15 protein-coding genes are annotated in these 14607 nt (G+C 66.3%); 9 read left to right on the top strand and 6 right to left on the bottom strand.

Annotated features, from left to right (window positions below; genetic code table 11):
• From JZZ72_RS08245 to JZZ72_RS08230, 4 genes are all read right to left on the bottom strand, one after another.
• Nucleotides 1-1682 (bottom strand): dermonecrotic toxin domain-containing protein (locus JZZ72_RS08245; RefSeq protein ID WP_210014274.1); only part of this gene is annotated, 1682 nt, incomplete at its 3' end.
• Between the two features lie 138 nt (nt 1683-1820).
• Nucleotides 1821-2609: an OmpA family protein gene (locus JZZ72_RS08240; protein ID WP_043863220.1), complete on the bottom strand. Its 789-nt coding sequence runs from the start codon at nt 2607-2609 to the stop codon at nt 1821-1823.
• A 52-nt stretch (nt 2610-2661) separates the two neighbouring features.
• The gene (locus tag JZZ72_RS08235) at nt 2662-3075 is read right to left on the bottom strand and encodes a DUF4398 domain-containing protein (protein ID WP_043863221.1); all 414 of its coding nucleotides are present in this window, start codon (nt 3073-3075) and stop codon (nt 2662-2664) included.
• A gap of 373 nt (nt 3076-3448) precedes the next feature.
• Nucleotides 3449-3793 (bottom strand): hypothetical protein, encoded by a 345-nt coding sequence (locus JZZ72_RS08230; protein WP_043863222.1) that lies wholly within the window; start codon nt 3791-3793, stop codon nt 3449-3451.
• A 144-nt stretch (nt 3794-3937) separates the two neighbouring features.
• On the opposite strand from JZZ72_RS08230, the gene ppc reads away from it, so the two are divergent.
• The 7 genes from ppc (at nt 3938) to JZZ72_RS08195 (ending at nt 11094) form a co-directional block, all read left to right on the top strand.
• Complete coding sequence (gene ppc / locus JZZ72_RS08225) at nt 3938-6565, top strand: phosphoenolpyruvate carboxylase (protein ID WP_210014273.1); 2628 nt, start codon at nt 3938-3940, stop codon at nt 6563-6565.
• A 267-nt stretch (nt 6566-6832) separates the two neighbouring features.
• Complete coding sequence (gene adk, locus JZZ72_RS08220; protein WP_043863224.1) at nt 6833-7483, top strand: adenylate kinase; 651 nt, start codon at nt 6833-6835, stop codon at nt 7481-7483.
• A gap of 88 nt (nt 7484-7571) precedes the next feature.
• On the top strand, nt 7572-8246 hold the full coding sequence (gene tsaB / locus JZZ72_RS08215) for a tRNA (adenosine(37)-N6)-threonylcarbamoyltransferase complex dimerization subunit type 1 TsaB (RefSeq protein ID WP_043863225.1): 675 nt from the start codon (nt 7572-7574) through the stop codon (nt 8244-8246).
• A gap of 127 nt (nt 8247-8373) precedes the next feature.
• Nucleotides 8374-8667, top strand: a complete 294-nt coding sequence (locus JZZ72_RS08210; protein ID WP_043863226.1) for a hypothetical protein — start codon at nt 8374-8376, stop codon at nt 8665-8667.
• A gap of 3 nt (nt 8668-8670) precedes the next feature.
• Nucleotides 8671-9534, top strand: coding sequence for a DUF72 domain-containing protein (locus JZZ72_RS08205; protein ID WP_054915011.1), 864 nt, complete (start codon nt 8671-8673; stop codon nt 9532-9534).
• Between the two features lie 33 nt (nt 9535-9567).
• Nucleotides 9568-10398, top strand: a complete 831-nt coding sequence (locus tag JZZ72_RS08200) for an isocitrate lyase/PEP mutase family protein (RefSeq protein ID WP_043863228.1) — start codon at nt 9568-9570, stop codon at nt 10396-10398.
• Between the two features lie 6 nt (nt 10399-10404).
• On the top strand, nt 10405-11094 hold the full coding sequence (locus tag JZZ72_RS08195; RefSeq protein WP_078480079.1) for an extensin-like domain-containing protein: 690 nt from the start codon (nt 10405-10407) through the stop codon (nt 11092-11094).
• On the opposite strand, the gene JZZ72_RS08190 is transcribed toward JZZ72_RS08195, so the two are convergent.
• Entirely contained in the window at nt 11091-11711 is a 621-nt protein-coding gene (locus JZZ72_RS08190) for a hypothetical protein (protein ID WP_058541478.1), read from the bottom strand. The genes JZZ72_RS08195 and JZZ72_RS08190 overlap by 4 nt on opposite strands.
• Nucleotides 11712-11810: 99 nt before the next feature.
• Here JZZ72_RS08190 and JZZ72_RS08185 point away from each other — a divergent pair, with 99 nt between their 5' ends.
• Nucleotides 11811-12590: a class I SAM-dependent methyltransferase gene (locus tag JZZ72_RS08185; RefSeq protein ID WP_043863231.1), complete on the top strand. Its 780-nt coding sequence runs from the start codon at nt 11811-11813 to the stop codon at nt 12588-12590.
• On the opposite strand, the gene JZZ72_RS08180 is transcribed toward JZZ72_RS08185, so the two are convergent.
• Complete coding sequence (locus JZZ72_RS08180; protein ID WP_043863232.1) at nt 12591-13226, bottom strand: TetR/AcrR family transcriptional regulator; 636 nt, start codon at nt 13224-13226, stop codon at nt 12591-12593.
• Nucleotides 13227-13506: 280 nt separating this feature from the next.
• On the opposite strand from JZZ72_RS08180, the gene JZZ72_RS08175 reads away from it, so the two are divergent.
• Nucleotides 13507-14607, top strand: coding sequence for an efflux RND transporter periplasmic adaptor subunit (locus JZZ72_RS08175; protein ID WP_043863233.1), 1101 nt, complete (start codon nt 13507-13509; stop codon nt 14605-14607).

The following is a 14607-nucleotide window of genomic DNA, read 5'->3' as shown; positions in this document are numbered from 1 at the left end:
GTGCAGGGGGTGGCGGTGTCGCCGGGGGTAGGGGTCGAATCGCCGCTGCGACGGGTTCGCCTCGATGCCGGTTCCTTGCCCAGATAGACGGCCACGGCCTGGTAGAAGGCCTGCAGCTGGGGCACATCATCGATTTCGGGTACCGCCAGCCCCTGGGCGATCAGGGCCATGCTGCGCGCTACCTGGTCCTGAATGCGTGCCCGCTGCAGCACATGCACCAGCAGCGCGGGCGCGGGTCGGTCGCGCAGGTACATCTGGCGCAGGCTTGAATTGTCAGCCCCGCTGACGCGACCCAGCTCCAGCAGGCGCGCATCGTCGAAGCCGGCCGCGAGCGGCCCCATGCGACGCAGCAGCGACAGGCGTTCCCAGCGCTGGGGCTGCTCGTGGCGATGGTGCCAGGCTCCGGCACCGTTGTGGTACAGAGGCGGGCAGTAGGCATCCTTGTCGGTGGGGTGGCGTATCTGCCAGTGGCCCTCGGGGGCCTGCTCCACCCGGTAGAACGCCTGGTTGATCATGATCGCCTTGTGCACGCCCTGGGTGTAGAGCCCCATGGCATCCGGTTGCCCGGTCGGGGAGCTGGCGGCGTCAAGGCGGTAACTGCTCAGGTCGGGTAGCCAGCGCCGATAGTCGGCGGGTGCCGGCTTGATCACACGCAGCGGTGTGACCCACTGCGAAGGTGCCTGGCCTTCGTCTTCCTCGGTGCAGCACAGGCCCGCGCCGGCGCCGATCAGCAGATGCGCTTCGAGGGCGCTGGCGAACGGGGTGCACAGGGTGTTCAGGCTGTCGGCCTGCTGTGGTGTGGTCGGGATCAGCAGGCGCGCATCGTCGAGCAGGCGCTCGATCATGTGCTTCTGCACGAACCAGCGCAGCCCCTGGTCCAGGGCGCTGGTGTCCATCGGCAGGTCCAGCATCGCGTCGCTGGCCTGCCAGCTGCTCACCACCCGCTGCTGGTGACGCAGGGGGATGAAGCGCAGAAAGTACTGCTGGAAGGCGGTGCTCGCCAGCGCGCCGCGCAGGCTGGCAAAGAAGTGCGTGCGCGAGGGGTACTGCTTCAGCGGGTGCTGCGGGTGGCCCGGCATGTACGCGACGCACGGGGCATCGTCCACCGGCGGGCCGAGCAGAAGGATGCCGGGCACCAGCAGGTCGTCGAACAGCCTGAGCGATGCGCACACCGTTACATCCGGGCCGAAGTACGGGCCCTGTTGCGGGAACTCCACCGAACCGTCCGGATAGGCGCCGATGATCCACTCGAGCAACTGCCTGCCTTGCCTGCCCAGGTGGCCCCGGATGTGCGCGATGCTGTATTCCTCGCGCAGGGTCGCCAGGTAGGCATCCTGCTTGGCGTCAAGCAGCGTACGGCGCTGGAGCATGGCCTGCAGGTAGGTCAGGTAGACCTCGTCCAGGCTCCTGCGCTGCTGCACGCGATGGAACACCTGTGCGGTGACGGTGGCGAAGTCCTTCGCAGACAGGTCCAGAAGGTTGTAGGTGTACAGGCTCTGAACCTTCGCGAATGCCTGCGTTGCCCGCCGTCGGGCCAGCCGGCCCAGTACCTGGTACTGGTGCAGCTGGCGTCGTTGCTCGGGGCTGGCCTGCTGCAGCCAGGCCGGTTGCTCCTGAGTTTCAAGCGGCGAGAACAGGGTATCGAATTGACGCACCCGCGCGTCGGTGTTGGAAGTGGGCATGGTGCACAGTCCTTGTGGAGGGGGAATGTGGCATTGATCCAGAGGCCCGGCAGGTGGCGGTGGTAGTTATTTGCGCAAGGGGCAGGCAAAAAAAATCCCGCCCTGTGACAGGCGGGATTCTGCGGGTTGCTCAGCCTGTCAGTAGGCTTTGCTTACCGAGCGTGGCGCTACCGGCTGGTTGTCGTTGGAGATGGTGACCTCCACGCGACGGTTCTGCGCACGGCCCGAGTTGCTGGAGTTGTCAGCCACCGGGAACTCCTTGCCGTAGCCCTGGGCGACAATGCGCGATGGGTCTACGCCGGCACGTACCAGTGCGGTGCGAACCGCGTTGGCGCGACGCTCGGACAGCGACTGGTTGTAGCTGGCAGAGCCCTTGCTGTCGGTGTAGCCCTCGACGATCACCTTGCGGTCAGGGTTTTCCTGGAGGAACTGCGCCAGGGTGGTGATATTCGGCAGGGCGCTGCTTTTCAGGTTGGCCTTGTCGAAGTCGAACAGCACGTCGCCGAAGGTCACCAGGGTGCCGCGTTCGGTCTGCTTGGCGTTGAGGCTGTTCTGCAACTGCTTGATTTGCGCATCACGGGCATCCAGGCGGGCCTGGGCGCGTTTGGCGGCAGCGCTTTTCAGGTTGTTCTCGGCATCACGCAGGGCGATGGTCTGCTTGGCCACTTCCACGCGCTGGTTGGTCAGGTAGGCGAGCTGGTCGACTTTCTTCTCGTCTTCCTTGTTCATGTAGGCCTGGTCGGCCTTGTTCAGCCAGTCTTGCGCGTCCTTGGTTTCCAGCGCCGCGACCTTGCTCGCCTGCGGGTTGCTCTGCAGGGCGGAGAAGTTGGTGCGGGCGGATTCCAGGTTCGGGTTAGGCGGCGTGGAGCAGGCAGCCAGACCAACGCTCAAGGCCAGAAGGGCGGGGATCATCACGTGTTTACGCATAGTGGGTCATCCTTTATCGATTACGAATGCATGGGTCGGTGAGGCGAGCGGCTTACTGCACGCTGCGCATGCCTTCCTCACGCAGGTCCTGCACGCCCTGGTTGGCGTCCTGCACCGCTTTTTCGGCCTTGGCCGCCTGGGCTTTGCGCTCGGCGACGCGAGCGTCCCATTCGGCCTGTTCGGCCAGGCGCTTGGCCTCGTCGTACTTCTTGTCATGCATGGCGATTTCAGCTTGTTTGAGCTTGTCCTGAGCCGCCTTCATTTCCACCGCCGCGAACTCGGTACCGCCCGCGCTGACGGCGGAGTTCACCGCTGACTGCGTTACGGCGTACTGCTCGGTTGGCGGATTGCCTGCGCAGCCGGCCAGAACCAGGCTGCTGCCCAATGCCAGCGCAGCCAGCTTGAGCCCGCGCAGTTGGGTGAAGGAGGTTTTTTCGGTGCGGGTCTTCATGGTGGTCAACTCCATTGGATCACTCCTGATGAACAACGAATTCCGTAACAATCCATCGGCATGGCCCGTCAGCCTGGGGAACACGATATGCCCGTAGCTTAGGGGTTTTGCCGTAATGGCTATTGGCTGTGACCGAAGCGTTTTTTGAATAGTTCAGAAAAAAGTCTCGCCTTATCGTGTTTTTATCTGACTGATCGGTCAGTAGGTTTTCGGGGGAACTTTGCAGCGCGTGCGTAGTACGCGTGCCTGTATGGGTATAGACGGAGTTTGTGGTTCGGGCCATCAAAGGGCCTTGAATGCGGGGTTCTCGAGGCGGCTGCACGGCCCATCGCAGAGGCATGCGGGCTGTGGCGCTCCACAGCGCAGCCCGCAGTCGGCCAGCGGATCACTAGTGCGCCGGCCCGTCCTTGCGCTCACTCATGTCGCGCAGGTAACGGCGTGACAACGCCAGAAAGCGAGGGGTGGGGCCGACGTCTTCGTAGAGCGGATTGTCTTCCTCGTCGGTGGCGATCACCTGCTGGCCCTTCACATATGGAAAGCTCGCCTCAAGCTCCTCCAGCGCCGCGCCGAGCAATTCGCCCAGCAACTCTTCGGGCCGGCGCTTGGGGTACATTTCGCTCAGCGCCGCCAGGCGCGCCGCCGCTTCGACGTCCAGGTGCAGGACGTGGCCGGTGGCGCTCAACGGGCCCTTGGCGCTGTGTTCCCAATGCTCGGCTAAATCACGGATCTTCATGGTGGCCTCCCACAGGTGGATGTGTTCGTTAGAGCATCGCCACCGCACATAGTTTGGTTGCATCGCCCACCCGGCTTGAAAGCCCAACCTCGACGGGGCACTCTGGACCCAGAGCTGTTTTCCCAGGATGCGGAGGCAAGGCTGATGACCGATATCGATGTGCGCTTGCGAGAAGATGTTCACCTGTTGGGCGAGTTGTTGGGCGACACCGTGCGCGAGCAGTACGGCGAAGCCTTTCTGCAAAAGATCGAAGACATACGTCGCAGCGCCAAGGCCGACCGCAGCGGCAGTGCCGAGCAGCTGAGTTCGACCCTGAACGACCTTGCCGAAGACGAACTGCTGCCGGTGGCGCGGGCCTTCAACCAGTTCCTCAACCTGGCCAACATCGCCGAGCAGTACCAGCTGATTCGCCGTCGTGATGCCGACCAGCCCGCGCCGTTCGAGTCGCGCGTGCTGCCCGAGCTGCTGGCCCGGCTCAAGGCCGCCGGGCACAGCGACGACGCCCTGGCTCGCCAGCTGGGCAAGCTCAGCATCGAGCTGGTGCTGACCGCCCACCCGACCGAAGTCGCGCGCCGTACGCTGATCCAGAAGTACGACGCCATCGCCGCGCAACTGGCCGCCCAGGACCACCGCGACCTGACCCCCGCCGAACGCGACCAGGTGCGCCAGCGTCTGCAACGGCTGATCGCCGAGGCCTGGCACACCGAAGAGATCCGCCGTACCCGGCCGACCCCGGTGGACGAAGCCAAATGGGGCTTCGCGGTGATCGAGCACTCGCTCTGGCACGCCATCCCGCATCACCTGCGCAAGGCTGACAAGGCGCTGCACGAGGCCACCGGCCTGCGCCTGCCGCTGGAGGCTGCGCCGATCCGCTTCGCCTCGTGGATGGGCGGCGACCGTGACGGCAACCCCAATGTCACTGCCAAGGTCACCCGCGAAGTACTGCTGCTGGCGCGCTGGATGGCCGCCGACCTGTTTTTGCGCGACATCGATTCGTTGGCCGCCGAACTTTCGATGCAGCAGGCCAGCGAGGCGTTGCGTGCCAAGGTCGGTGATTCGGCCGAGCCTTACCGCACCCTGCTCAAGCAACTGCGTGATCGCCTGCGGGTGACGCGGGTCTGGGCCCAGAGCTCGCTGGCCAGCCCGCAGCCGGCCCCCGCCGAGGTGCTGCACGACAACCGCGACCTGTTCGAGCCGCTGCTGCTGTGCTTCGAATCGCTGCACGCGTGCGGCATGGGCGTGATCGCCGATGGCCCGCTGCTCGACTGCCTGCGCAGGGCCGTTACCTTCGGGCTGTTTCTGGTGCGCCTGGACGTGCGCCAGGACGCCGCCCGGCACGCCGACGCACTCAGCGAGATCACCGAGTACCTGGGCCTGGGGCGCTACGCCGACTGGGATGAAGACGCGCGTATCCGTTTCCTGCAGCAGGAGCTGAGCAACCGCCGGCCGCTGCTGCCTGGCGACTTCAAGCCCCAGGCCGATACCGCCGAGGTGCTCGCCACCTGCCGCGAGGTGGCCGCCGCACCTGCCGCTTCGCTGGGCTCCTACGTGATCTCGATGGCCGGCGCCGCTTCCGACGTGCTGGCCGTGCAACTGCTGCTCAAGGAAGCCGGCGTGCGCCGGCCGATGCGCGTGGTGCCGCTGTTCGAAACCCTGGCCGACCTGGACAACGCCGGCCCGGTGATGGAACGCCTGCTCGGCCTGCCGGGCTATCGCGCCAGCCTGCACGGGCCGCAGGAGGTGATGATCGGCTATTCCGATTCGGCCAAGGATGCCGGCACCACCGCGGCGGCCTGGGCGCAGTATCGTGCCCAGGAAACCCTGGTGCGCATCTGCCGTGAAGAACAGGTCGAACTGCTGCTGTTCCACGGTCGCGGCGGCACCGTGGGGCGTGGTGGCGGCCCGGCGCATGCGGCGATCCTGTCGCAGCCGCCGGGCTCGGTGGCGGGGCGCTTCCGTACCACCGAGCAGGGCGAGATGATCCGCTTCAAGTTCGGCCTGCCGGACATCGCCGAGCAGAACCTCAACCTGTACCTGGCTGCGGTGCTGGAGGCGACCCTGCTGCCGCCACCGCCGCCGCAACCGGCCTGGCGCGAACTGATGGACCAGCTGGCCGCCGACGGCGTGAAGGCCTACCGTGGCGTGGTGCGCGACAACCCCGAGTTCGTCGAGTACTTCCGTCAGTCCACCCCGGAACAGGAACTCGGCCGCCTGCCACTGGGCAGTCGCCCGGCCAAGCGGCGCGCTGGCGGCATCGAGAGCCTGCGGGCGATCCCGTGGATCTTCGGCTGGACCCAGACGCGCCTGATGCTGCCCGCCTGGCTGGGCTGGGAGGCGGCGCTGAACAATGCGCTGGCCCGTGGCCAGGGCGAACTGCTGGCCGAGATGCGCGAACAGTGGCCGTTCTTCCGCACCCGCATCGACATGCTCGAGATGGTGCTGGCCAAGGCCGACGCCGACATCGCGTGCTTCTACGACGAACGTCTGGTGCAACCGCAACTGCGACCTTTGGGTGCCCATCTGCGCGACCTATTGTCGCAGGCGTGCCAGGTGGTGCTGGGGCTCACGGGGCAGCCGGTGCTACTGGCGCACAGCCCTGACACCCTGGAATTCATCCGTCTGCGCAACACCTATCTGGACCCGCTGCATCTATTGCAGGCCGAGCTGCTGGCACGCTCGCGCGCACGCGAAGCCGCTCTGGACAGCCCCTTGGAACAGGCGCTGCTGGTGACTGTGGCGGGTATTGCGGCAGGTCTGCGCAACACCGGTTGAGGGCGGGGCAGGGGTGGCGCGCCAGTGCCCGGCGCGCGCCCCGAGCACCCGGGCGAAGCGGTTTCGCCCCCGGTTGCGCCGGGCGCAACCCGGGCACGAACGGGCCTCACGCAGTATTTTTTTCCGACTTTCGACCGCTTGTGTGGTCCGGGTGCGCTGTGTATCTTGAGCAGCCTTTTGACCGATTTGCGGTCATCACCCGATTCTTGGGATTGGCCCTGAGTGGCGAATCCATTGATTTGCTTATAAAAAATTGAGGAGCACAAGATGCGCGTAATTCTGCTGGGAGCTCCCGGGGCCGGTAAAGGTACTCAGGCAAAGTTCATCACCGAGAAGTTCGGTATTCCCCAGATTTCCACCGGCGACATGCTGCGTGCCGCGGTCAAGGCCGGCACCCCGCTGGGTCTGGAAGCCAAGGCGATCATGGACGCCGGCAAGCTGGTGTCCGACGAGCTGATCATCAACCTGGTCAAGGACCGCATCGCTCAGGCCGACTGCGCCAAGGGTTTCCTGTTCGACGGTTTCCCGCGCACCATTCCCCAGGCTGAAGCCCTGGTGAGCGCCGGCGTCGAGCTGGATGCCGTGGTCGAGATCGCCGTTGCCGACGAAGAGATCGTCCAGCGTATCGCCGGCCGCCGCGTGCACGAAGGTTCGGGTCGCGTGTACCACGTGGTCTACAACCCGCCGAAGGTTGAAGGCAAGGACGACGAGACCGGCGAGCCGCTGATCCAGCGCAAGGACGACACCGAAGAAACCGTGCGTCATCGCCTGTCGGTCTACCACGAGCAGACCAAGCCGCTGGTGGACTTCTACCAGAAGCTGTCGGCTGCCAACGGTGGCAAGCCCAAGTACAGCCACATCGAAGGCGTGGGCTCGGTCGATGCCATCACCGCCAAGGTGCTGGCCGCTCTGAGCTGATCACCGCTCGGATGTGCACACAACGGCCCGCTTGCGGGCCGTTGTTGTTTATAATGCCGTTCTTTTTTCTTGCCCCCTGGAACCCCCGATGACCACCTTGCTGGCCCTGGATACCGCCACTGAAGCCTGCTCCGTTGCCTTGCTGCATGACGGCAAGGTGCTCAGCCACTATGAGGTGATCCCGCGCCTGCACGCGCAGAAGCTGCTGCCGATGATCCAGACGATGCTGGCCGAAGCGGGCATCGCCCTGTCGGCCGTCGATGCGATTGCCTTCGGCCGCGGCCCCGGCGCCTTTACCGGGGTGCGGATCGCCATCGGCGTGGTGCAGGGCCTGGCGTTCGCCCTCGAGCGCCCGGTGCTGCCGGTGTCCAACCTGGCGCTGCTGGCCCAGCGCGCATTGCGCGAGCACGGCGCCGAGCAGGTGGCGGCGGCGATCGATGCGCGCATGGACGAGGTGTACTGGGGCTGCTACCAGCAGCAGGCCGGCGAAATGCGCCTGCTGGGCAGCGAGGCGGTGCTGGCGCCCGAACAGGTCAGCCTGCCGCCGGGCGCGGCCGGCGACTGGTTCGGTGCCGGTACCGGCTGGGGCTACGCCGAGCGCCTGCCGGTTGCCGTCAGTGGCCAGGACGCCGGCATGCTGCCCCACGCCCTCGACCTGCTGACCCTGGCGCGGTTCGCCTGGGACCGGGGCGAAGGTATTGCGCCCGATCTCGCCCAACCGGTGTACCTGCGCGACAAGGTGGCCACGCCCAAGGCGCGGTAAACCGCTGGTCGTCTATCGCCGTTGCGCATAAACCTTTTGCTCGATATGTGGTCCAGTTATCAGTCGGGCATTTGCGAAGTCTCTCAGGTGCCGCTAAATTGCCATCATTGCTCCTGAGTAATCGTTCATGCGTGTCGACGGCTTCTCTTCCCAGTCCTATCCGATCAAGCGCCCGCTGCGCAAGCCGCCGGTGCGCGAAGAGGACGTGGACGAAGACCTGCCGGGCGAGTTCGAGGCGCAGCCGTCGCCATCAGGTGCTGCAGGCGGCGCCAGCCGCAGCGGCTTGCCGGTGCGCCAGCAGGACATGATCTTCCCGCGGGCGCGCAACAAGCGCACCGCCCAGGCCCTGGCCAGCTACCTGACCACTGCCGGCTTCGTGGACTGGGAGATGGAAGTGCTGGGGTTGGACCTGTACATTTGAGGCATGACGCCTTTACCTTACTTTCTCGGTTGCCCGTCCTGGAGTGAAAACGCCTGGCGCGAGTACCTGTACCCCGCCGAGGCCAGACCCAGCGACTTTCTCGGCCTCTACTGCCAGGTGTTCAATGCGGTGGAGGGCAACACCACCTTCTATGCGCGCCCCGCGCCCGCCACCCTCGAACGCTGGGCGCAGATCATGCCCGCGCACTTTCGCTTCACCGCCAAGTTCCCCGGCGACATCAGTCATGCAGACGACCTGCGTCAGCAATGCGTGGCCGCGCAAACCTTCATCAACCTGCTCAAGCCGCTGGGCGCCCGTGTGGCGCCCTACTGGTTGCAGCTGCCTGCCAGCTTCGGTCCAGCACGCCTGGGCGAGCTGGTGGCATTTATCGACGAGGTGGACGTGCCGCTGGCGGTGGAGGTGCGCAACAAGGCCTTCTTCGCCAAGGGTGAGGAGGAACGTCTGCTCAATCGGCTGTTGCTCGATCGCGGCGTCGAACGCATCTGCCTGGACCCGCGTGCCCTGTTCAGTTGCACCTCGCGCGATCCGGGCGTGCTGCATGCCCAGTCCAAGAAACCGCGGGTGCCGCCACGCCCTGCCGCCTTCAGCCAGAGCCCGCAGGTGCGCTTCATCGGCCACCCGGAACTGGCGGCCAACGAGCCGTTTCTGCTGCCGTGGCTGGACAAGGTCGCGGCCTGGATCGAGGAGGGGCGCACCCCGTACGTTTTCCTGCATACTGCCGACAACCGCCTGGCAGCCGCGCTGGCGCAGCGTTTTCATCAGGGCCTGATGGAGCGCCTGCCCGGCTTGCCGGCCTTGCCTGAACTGCACAGGGCGCCCGCAGCCGAGCAGCTTGGCCTGCTCTGACCGCCCCGTACCGCCTGCTCTGGAGTCGTGATCATGGATGTGCAAACCCTGCGTGCCGAAGCCTTCAAGGCGCTGCATGAACGTGATGGCGCCTTTGTCATCCCCAACCCCTGGGATGCAGGCTCGGCCAAGCTGCTGGCCAGCCTCGGCTTCGAGGCGCTGGCCACCACCAGCGCCGGCCTGGCGTTCTCGCTGGGGCGCCCCGATGCCGAAGGCGCCATGAGCCTGGAGGAAACCCTGGGCAACGCGCGCAGCATCGTCGATGCCACTGCTCTGCCGGTGGCTGCAGACCTCGAGAACGGCTTCAGCGATACGCCCAAGGGCTGCGCCGAGGCCATCCTGCAGGCCGCCGCTGTGGGGCTTGTAGGCGGCTCCATCGAGGATGCCAGCGGCAACCCGCAAGAGCCGATCTATGGCTTTCATCAGGCAGTGGAGCGCGTCGAGGCAGCCGTTGCGGCGGCGCGCAGCCTGGAGTTCCCGTTCACCCTGTGTGCCCGCGCCGAAAACCTGCTGCACGGGCGCCTGGACCTGGACGACACCATCAAGCGCCTGCAGGCCTTTGCCGAGGCCGGTGCCGATGTGCTGTACGCGCCGGGCTTGCGCAGCGCCGAGGAGATTCGCCAGGTGGTGCAGGCCGTGGCGCCCAGGCCGGTCAACGTGCTGATGGGGCTGAGCGGGGTGGACCTGAGCGTAAGCGACCTGCAGGCGCTCGGGGTCAAGCGCATCAGCGTCGGCTCGTCGCTGGCGCGTGCGGCCTACGGCGCGTTCTTCCACGCCGCCGAACGGATCCAGCAGCAGGGCCGCTTCGACTATGCCGAACAGGCGCTGCCGTTCGACCAGCTCAACCAGTTGTTCAGGCGCTGATCGTCCATGCGGGGAGTGGGCATTTTCCTGGTGATAGCGATGGCGGCGGGGCTGGTGGCCTGGCAACAGGGCTGGCGCCTGCCGGCTGCCTGGAACCCGTGGGCGGTGCTGGACGTCAAGGCGCCCCCGAACCTGCTGACCCCCTACAAGCTGAGCCGCCTGCAGGATGACCCCAGGCTTTGCGAACAGGCCCTGGCCACCTCGACGCTGCGCTACAGCAAGCAGGCCGACAGCGCGCCAGATGTGGCCTGCCCGCTGCACAACGTGGTGCGGGTGCAGGGCTCGGGCGTGCGCCTGAGCAGCAGTTTTCTGGCCAGTTGCCCGGTGGCGGTGGCCTTCGCGCTGTTCGAGCGCCACGGCCTGCAACCGGCCGCGCAGCGTGCATTCGGCCAGGCGGTGGTGCAGGTCGATCACCTGGGCAGTTTTGCCTGTCGCAATGTGTACGGGCGCAAGGAAGGGCGGCGCAGCCAGCATGCCAGCGCCAATGCGCTCGACATCGCCGGGTTCAGGCTGGCCGATGGGCAGCGCATCGAGGTGCTGCGCGACTGGCCGGGTGAGGGGGGGAAGGCGAAGTTTCTACGCGAGGTGCAGGCTGGCGGCTGCGACAGTTTCAACACGGTGCTGGGGCCTGACTACAACGCTGCCCACCGCAACCACTTCCACCTGGACATGGGCTTCTGGCAGATCTGCCGTTAGGCGGCGATGCGCACGTTGTTCAGTACCACCGGACGGGCCCAGCTGAGGTCGAACTCCAGGTCCGACTGCTGCTTGAGCAGCGTGGCCTGGTCGAACGGCTCCGGCGCCGGGTCGAGCAGGCTGGCTTCCAGCTCCGCGATCGGCAGGTGCAACGGGTAGGGTTGCGGCGCCGGGCCTGGCTGCGGCAGCGGATGACCCTGGCTCATCACCACCGGGCGCACCCAGTTGTTGCTGATGTCCAGCTGGCGCTGCTGCTCTACCAGTTCCAGCGCGCTGAATGGCGGCGCAGGCTTGTCCAGCAGGTCCAGTTCGAATTCGGCAATCGGCAGGAACAGCGGCTCGGGCGGGGCGACGATGGTGTCGTGCACGTCGCACAGGCGCTGGCTGTGGATCTGCGCCAGGGTCTGGCTGCCGGCAATCGGTTCGCCGGTGACGGTGTCGACCTCGGGGACCGCCAGCTGACCTTCCTGCGCACCTTCACCCTGCTGCTCTGCCAACGCCTGGGCAAAGAAGTCCTGCCACAGGTGGCTGACGCCGCCGAGGGTCTGGGTGTTGTGCCGGGCAAAGTCGCCGACGGGCGACAAATAACCGGAAGGGAGCTGAAGAATGTCTGACATGGCAGTCGAAGGCTGTCCGGGTCTGGCAAAATAGCGATTACTGCGGTTATCGGCACAGGCCGGCAATCATTTAATTTTTTTGTGTGGGGAAGGTGAGCGGTGGAGCAACTGGCGGACGGCGGTATCCGGGTCGAGGCGTTGGCTGCCGAGTATCAGGCACAGGCCGAGCACTGGGCGGTGCGCCTGGGCTTGCCGCTGCAGGATGCGTCGGCGGCCTTTGCCGTGCAGGTGGGCGAGACCGGCCTGCAGATCCAGCAGTTGGGCCCGCAGGCACCGGGCCCGGTGCGGGTGGATTTCGTCGAGGGCGCGGCGGCCCATCGTCGGGTGTTCGGCGGGGGCAGCGGGCAGATGATCGCCAAGGCGGTCGGCATCGCTCAGGGCGTGCGTCCACGGGTGCTGGATGCCACGGCAGGGCTGGGCAAGGACGCCTTCGTGCTGGCCAGCCTGGGCTGCCAGATGCAACTGATCGAGCGCCAGCCGCTGGTGGCGGCGCTGCTCGAGGATGGCCTGGCGCGTGCGGCAGCGGATGCCGAGGTGGGGCCCATCGTGGCCCGCATGCAGCTGCTGGCAGGCAACTCCATCGAGCGCATGCGCGACTGGCAGGGCGAACCGCCGCAGGTGATCTACCTCGATCCGATGTTCCCGCACCGCGACAAGAGCGCCCTGGTGAAAAAGGAGATGCGCGTGTTCCGCCCGCTGGTGGGCGATGACCTGGATGCCCCGGCACTGCTGGAGGCCGCCCTGGCCCTGGCCAGCCACCGGGTGGTGGTCAAGCGCCCGCGCAAGGCGCCGATCATCGACGGGCCCAAGCCCAGCCATAGCCTGGAAGGCAAGTCGAGCCGCTACGACATCTACCCCAAGAAAGCCCTCAAGCCCTGACTAGGGGCGGTAGGCCCGCAAAAACACCGCCACCACGTCCTGCACATGTGCCTCGGCAGCCTCGGCGTCCAGCGCCGGGGAGTAGCCGAGCAGCAGGCGATAGTTCGGCGCCCCCTTGAGCAGGCAGAAGAAGTGCTCGGCCGCCCTGGCCGGCTGCTCGATACGCAGCAGACCATGCTGGTCGACGCGCTGCAGCAGTGCCTCCATCTCGCGCAGCACGCGCAACGGGCCGGCTTCGAAGAAGATCTGGCTGAGCTTGGGGTCCTGGGTGCCCAGGGCCATGATCAGGCGGCTGAGCTTGACCGATTGATCGCTGTTGATCAGCGCCTGGAAGCCGCGCCCGATGTTCAGCAGGACCTGCTCCACCGACGTGCCTTCGGTCAGTTCGAAGAACAGTTCGGGCAACTGGGCCGTGCAGGTGGCCACGATCGCCGAGGAGAACAGTGTCTCCTTGTCGTTGAAGTGGCTGTAGACCGTCAGTTTCGAAACCCCTGCCGCATTCGCGACCGCATCCATGCTGGTGTTGGCGTAACCGTGGGTGAGAAACAGGGCTTTGGCCGCCTCGAGGATGGCCTGGCGCTTGGCGAGGTCCTTGGGCCGGCCGGGGCCGTTGGGGGCGCTGGTTTCGTTTGGCATGAATGACACGTACAGGTTCGTTAAGGGGTACAGGGTACACCGTGGTCGCCGCCTGGGGGCTGCAATCTGCGCTTTGAACGCCTATCAGCGCCAGTGATGGCGGGTGGAAGTGGCTTTTTCGGCTCCACGGAGGGCCCAAGCGGCAGGTCCAGGTGTCAGTTCGGTGCGTGCGACGACCCTGAAATTTCTGTCCGACAATCGCTTCCCGGCGCCGTTGCGCTGATTTACTATACCCGCCGGTATAAATATTAGATGCGCTACTCACGGAAGGTTCTCGATCATGTTGCGTCATGCCTTGCCCCTTGCATTCCCGCTTACCCTTGCCTTGCTGCTGAGCGGCTGCGGGCAGGAGAGTCCCCCGCCAAGCACCCTGCGCCCGGCCATGGTGGTGCAGCCGCAGCTGTCCACGGCGGCGGTCGACAGCTACCCCGGCGAAGTGCGCGCCCGGCTCGAGCCGGAGTTGGCGTTTCGTATTCCCGGCAAGGTCAGCAAGCGCCTGGTGGAGGAGGGCCAGCGGGTCAAGGCCGACCAGCCATTGGCCGAGCTCGACCCGCAGGACGTGCGCCTGCAGCTGGAGGCCAGCCGCGCGCAGATGGCAGCGGCCCAGGCCAACCTGAGCCTGGTCAAGGCCGAGCGCGACCGCTACCAGACCCTGCTGGAACGCCAGATGGTCAGCCGCTCGCAGTTCGACAACGCCGAAAACTTGTACCGCGCAGGCCTGGCGCGAGCCAACCAGGTGCGCGCCGAATTCGATGTGGCCGGCAACCAGGCCGGCTATTCGGTGCTGCGCGCGCCACAGGACGGGGTGGTAGCCAAGCGTCAGGTCGAGGTGGGCCAGGTGGTGGCTGCCGGGCAGACCGTGTTCACCCTGGCCGCCGATGGCGAGCGCGAGGTGCTGATCAGCCTGCCGGAGCAGAACTTCGGCCGCTTCAAGGTCGGCCAGCCGGTGTCGGTGGAGCTGTGGTCGCAACCGGATACGCGCTTCGAGGGTCGCATCCGCGAGCTGTCGCCGGCCGCCGACCCGCGGTCACGTACCTTCGCTGCGCGCATCGCGTTCGCGGCCGGCAAGGTACCCGCAGAACTGGGGCAGAGCGCACGGGTGTTCATCCAGCACGCCGAGCAGGTGCCGCTGGCAGTGCCGCTGTCGGCCCTAAGCGCCGAGAACGGCCAGACCTACGTGTGGCGGGTGGAGCCTGACAATACGCTCAAGCGCACCGTGGTGCGGGTTGGCGCCTACGGCCAGGCCAGCGTGCCGGTGCTCGAAGGCCTCAAGCCCACCGATTGGGTGGTGGCGGCTGGTGGCCACGTGCTGCACGAAGGGCAGCAGATACGACCGGTGGACCGGTCCAATCGCGTGGTGAATCTGGCGGCCAAGGAGTAA

It is taken from the genome of Pseudomonas palmensis, assembly GCF_017848315.1.
Taxonomy (GTDB): Bacteria; Pseudomonadota; Gammaproteobacteria; order Pseudomonadales; family Pseudomonadaceae; genus Aquipseudomonas; species Aquipseudomonas palmensis.
The sequence above is the reverse complement of the archived record's forward strand: the minus strand, read 5'-3'. Positions and strand labels throughout refer to the sequence as shown.

Coding starts and splice junctions, on each gene's coding strand:
- JZZ72_RS08240 (WP_043863220.1), bottom strand. CDS start 2,609: ATGCGTAAACACGTGATGATCCCCGCCCTTCTGGCCTTGAGCGTTGGT.
- JZZ72_RS08235 (WP_043863221.1), bottom strand. CDS start 3,075: ATGGAGTTGACCACCATGAAGACCCGCACCGAAAAAACCTCCTTCACC.
- JZZ72_RS08230 (WP_043863222.1), bottom strand. CDS start 3,793: ATGAAGATCCGTGATTTAGCCGAGCATTGGGAACACAGCGCCAAGGGC.
- ppc (WP_210014273.1), top strand. CDS start 3,938: ATGACCGATATCGATGTGCGCTTGCGAGAAGATGTTCACCTGTTGGGC.
- adk (WP_043863224.1), top strand. CDS start 6,833: ATGCGCGTAATTCTGCTGGGAGCTCCCGGGGCCGGTAAAGGTACTCAG.
- tsaB (WP_043863225.1), top strand. CDS start 7,572: ATGACCACCTTGCTGGCCCTGGATACCGCCACTGAAGCCTGCTCCGTT.
- JZZ72_RS08210 (WP_043863226.1), top strand. CDS start 8,374: ATGCGTGTCGACGGCTTCTCTTCCCAGTCCTATCCGATCAAGCGCCCG.
- JZZ72_RS08205 (WP_054915011.1), top strand. CDS start 8,671: ATGACGCCTTTACCTTACTTTCTCGGTTGCCCGTCCTGGAGTGAAAAC.
- JZZ72_RS08200 (WP_043863228.1), top strand. CDS start 9,568: ATGGATGTGCAAACCCTGCGTGCCGAAGCCTTCAAGGCGCTGCATGAA.
- JZZ72_RS08195 (WP_078480079.1), top strand. CDS start 10,405: ATGCGGGGAGTGGGCATTTTCCTGGTGATAGCGATGGCGGCGGGGCTG.
- JZZ72_RS08190 (WP_058541478.1), bottom strand. CDS start 11,711: ATGTCAGACATTCTTCAGCTCCCTTCCGGTTATTTGTCGCCCGTCGGC.
- JZZ72_RS08180 (WP_043863232.1), bottom strand. CDS start 13,226: ATGCCAAACGAAACCAGCGCCCCCAACGGCCCCGGCCGGCCCAAGGAC.
- JZZ72_RS08175 (WP_043863233.1), top strand. CDS start 13,507: ATGTTGCGTCATGCCTTGCCCCTTGCATTCCCGCTTACCCTTGCCTTG.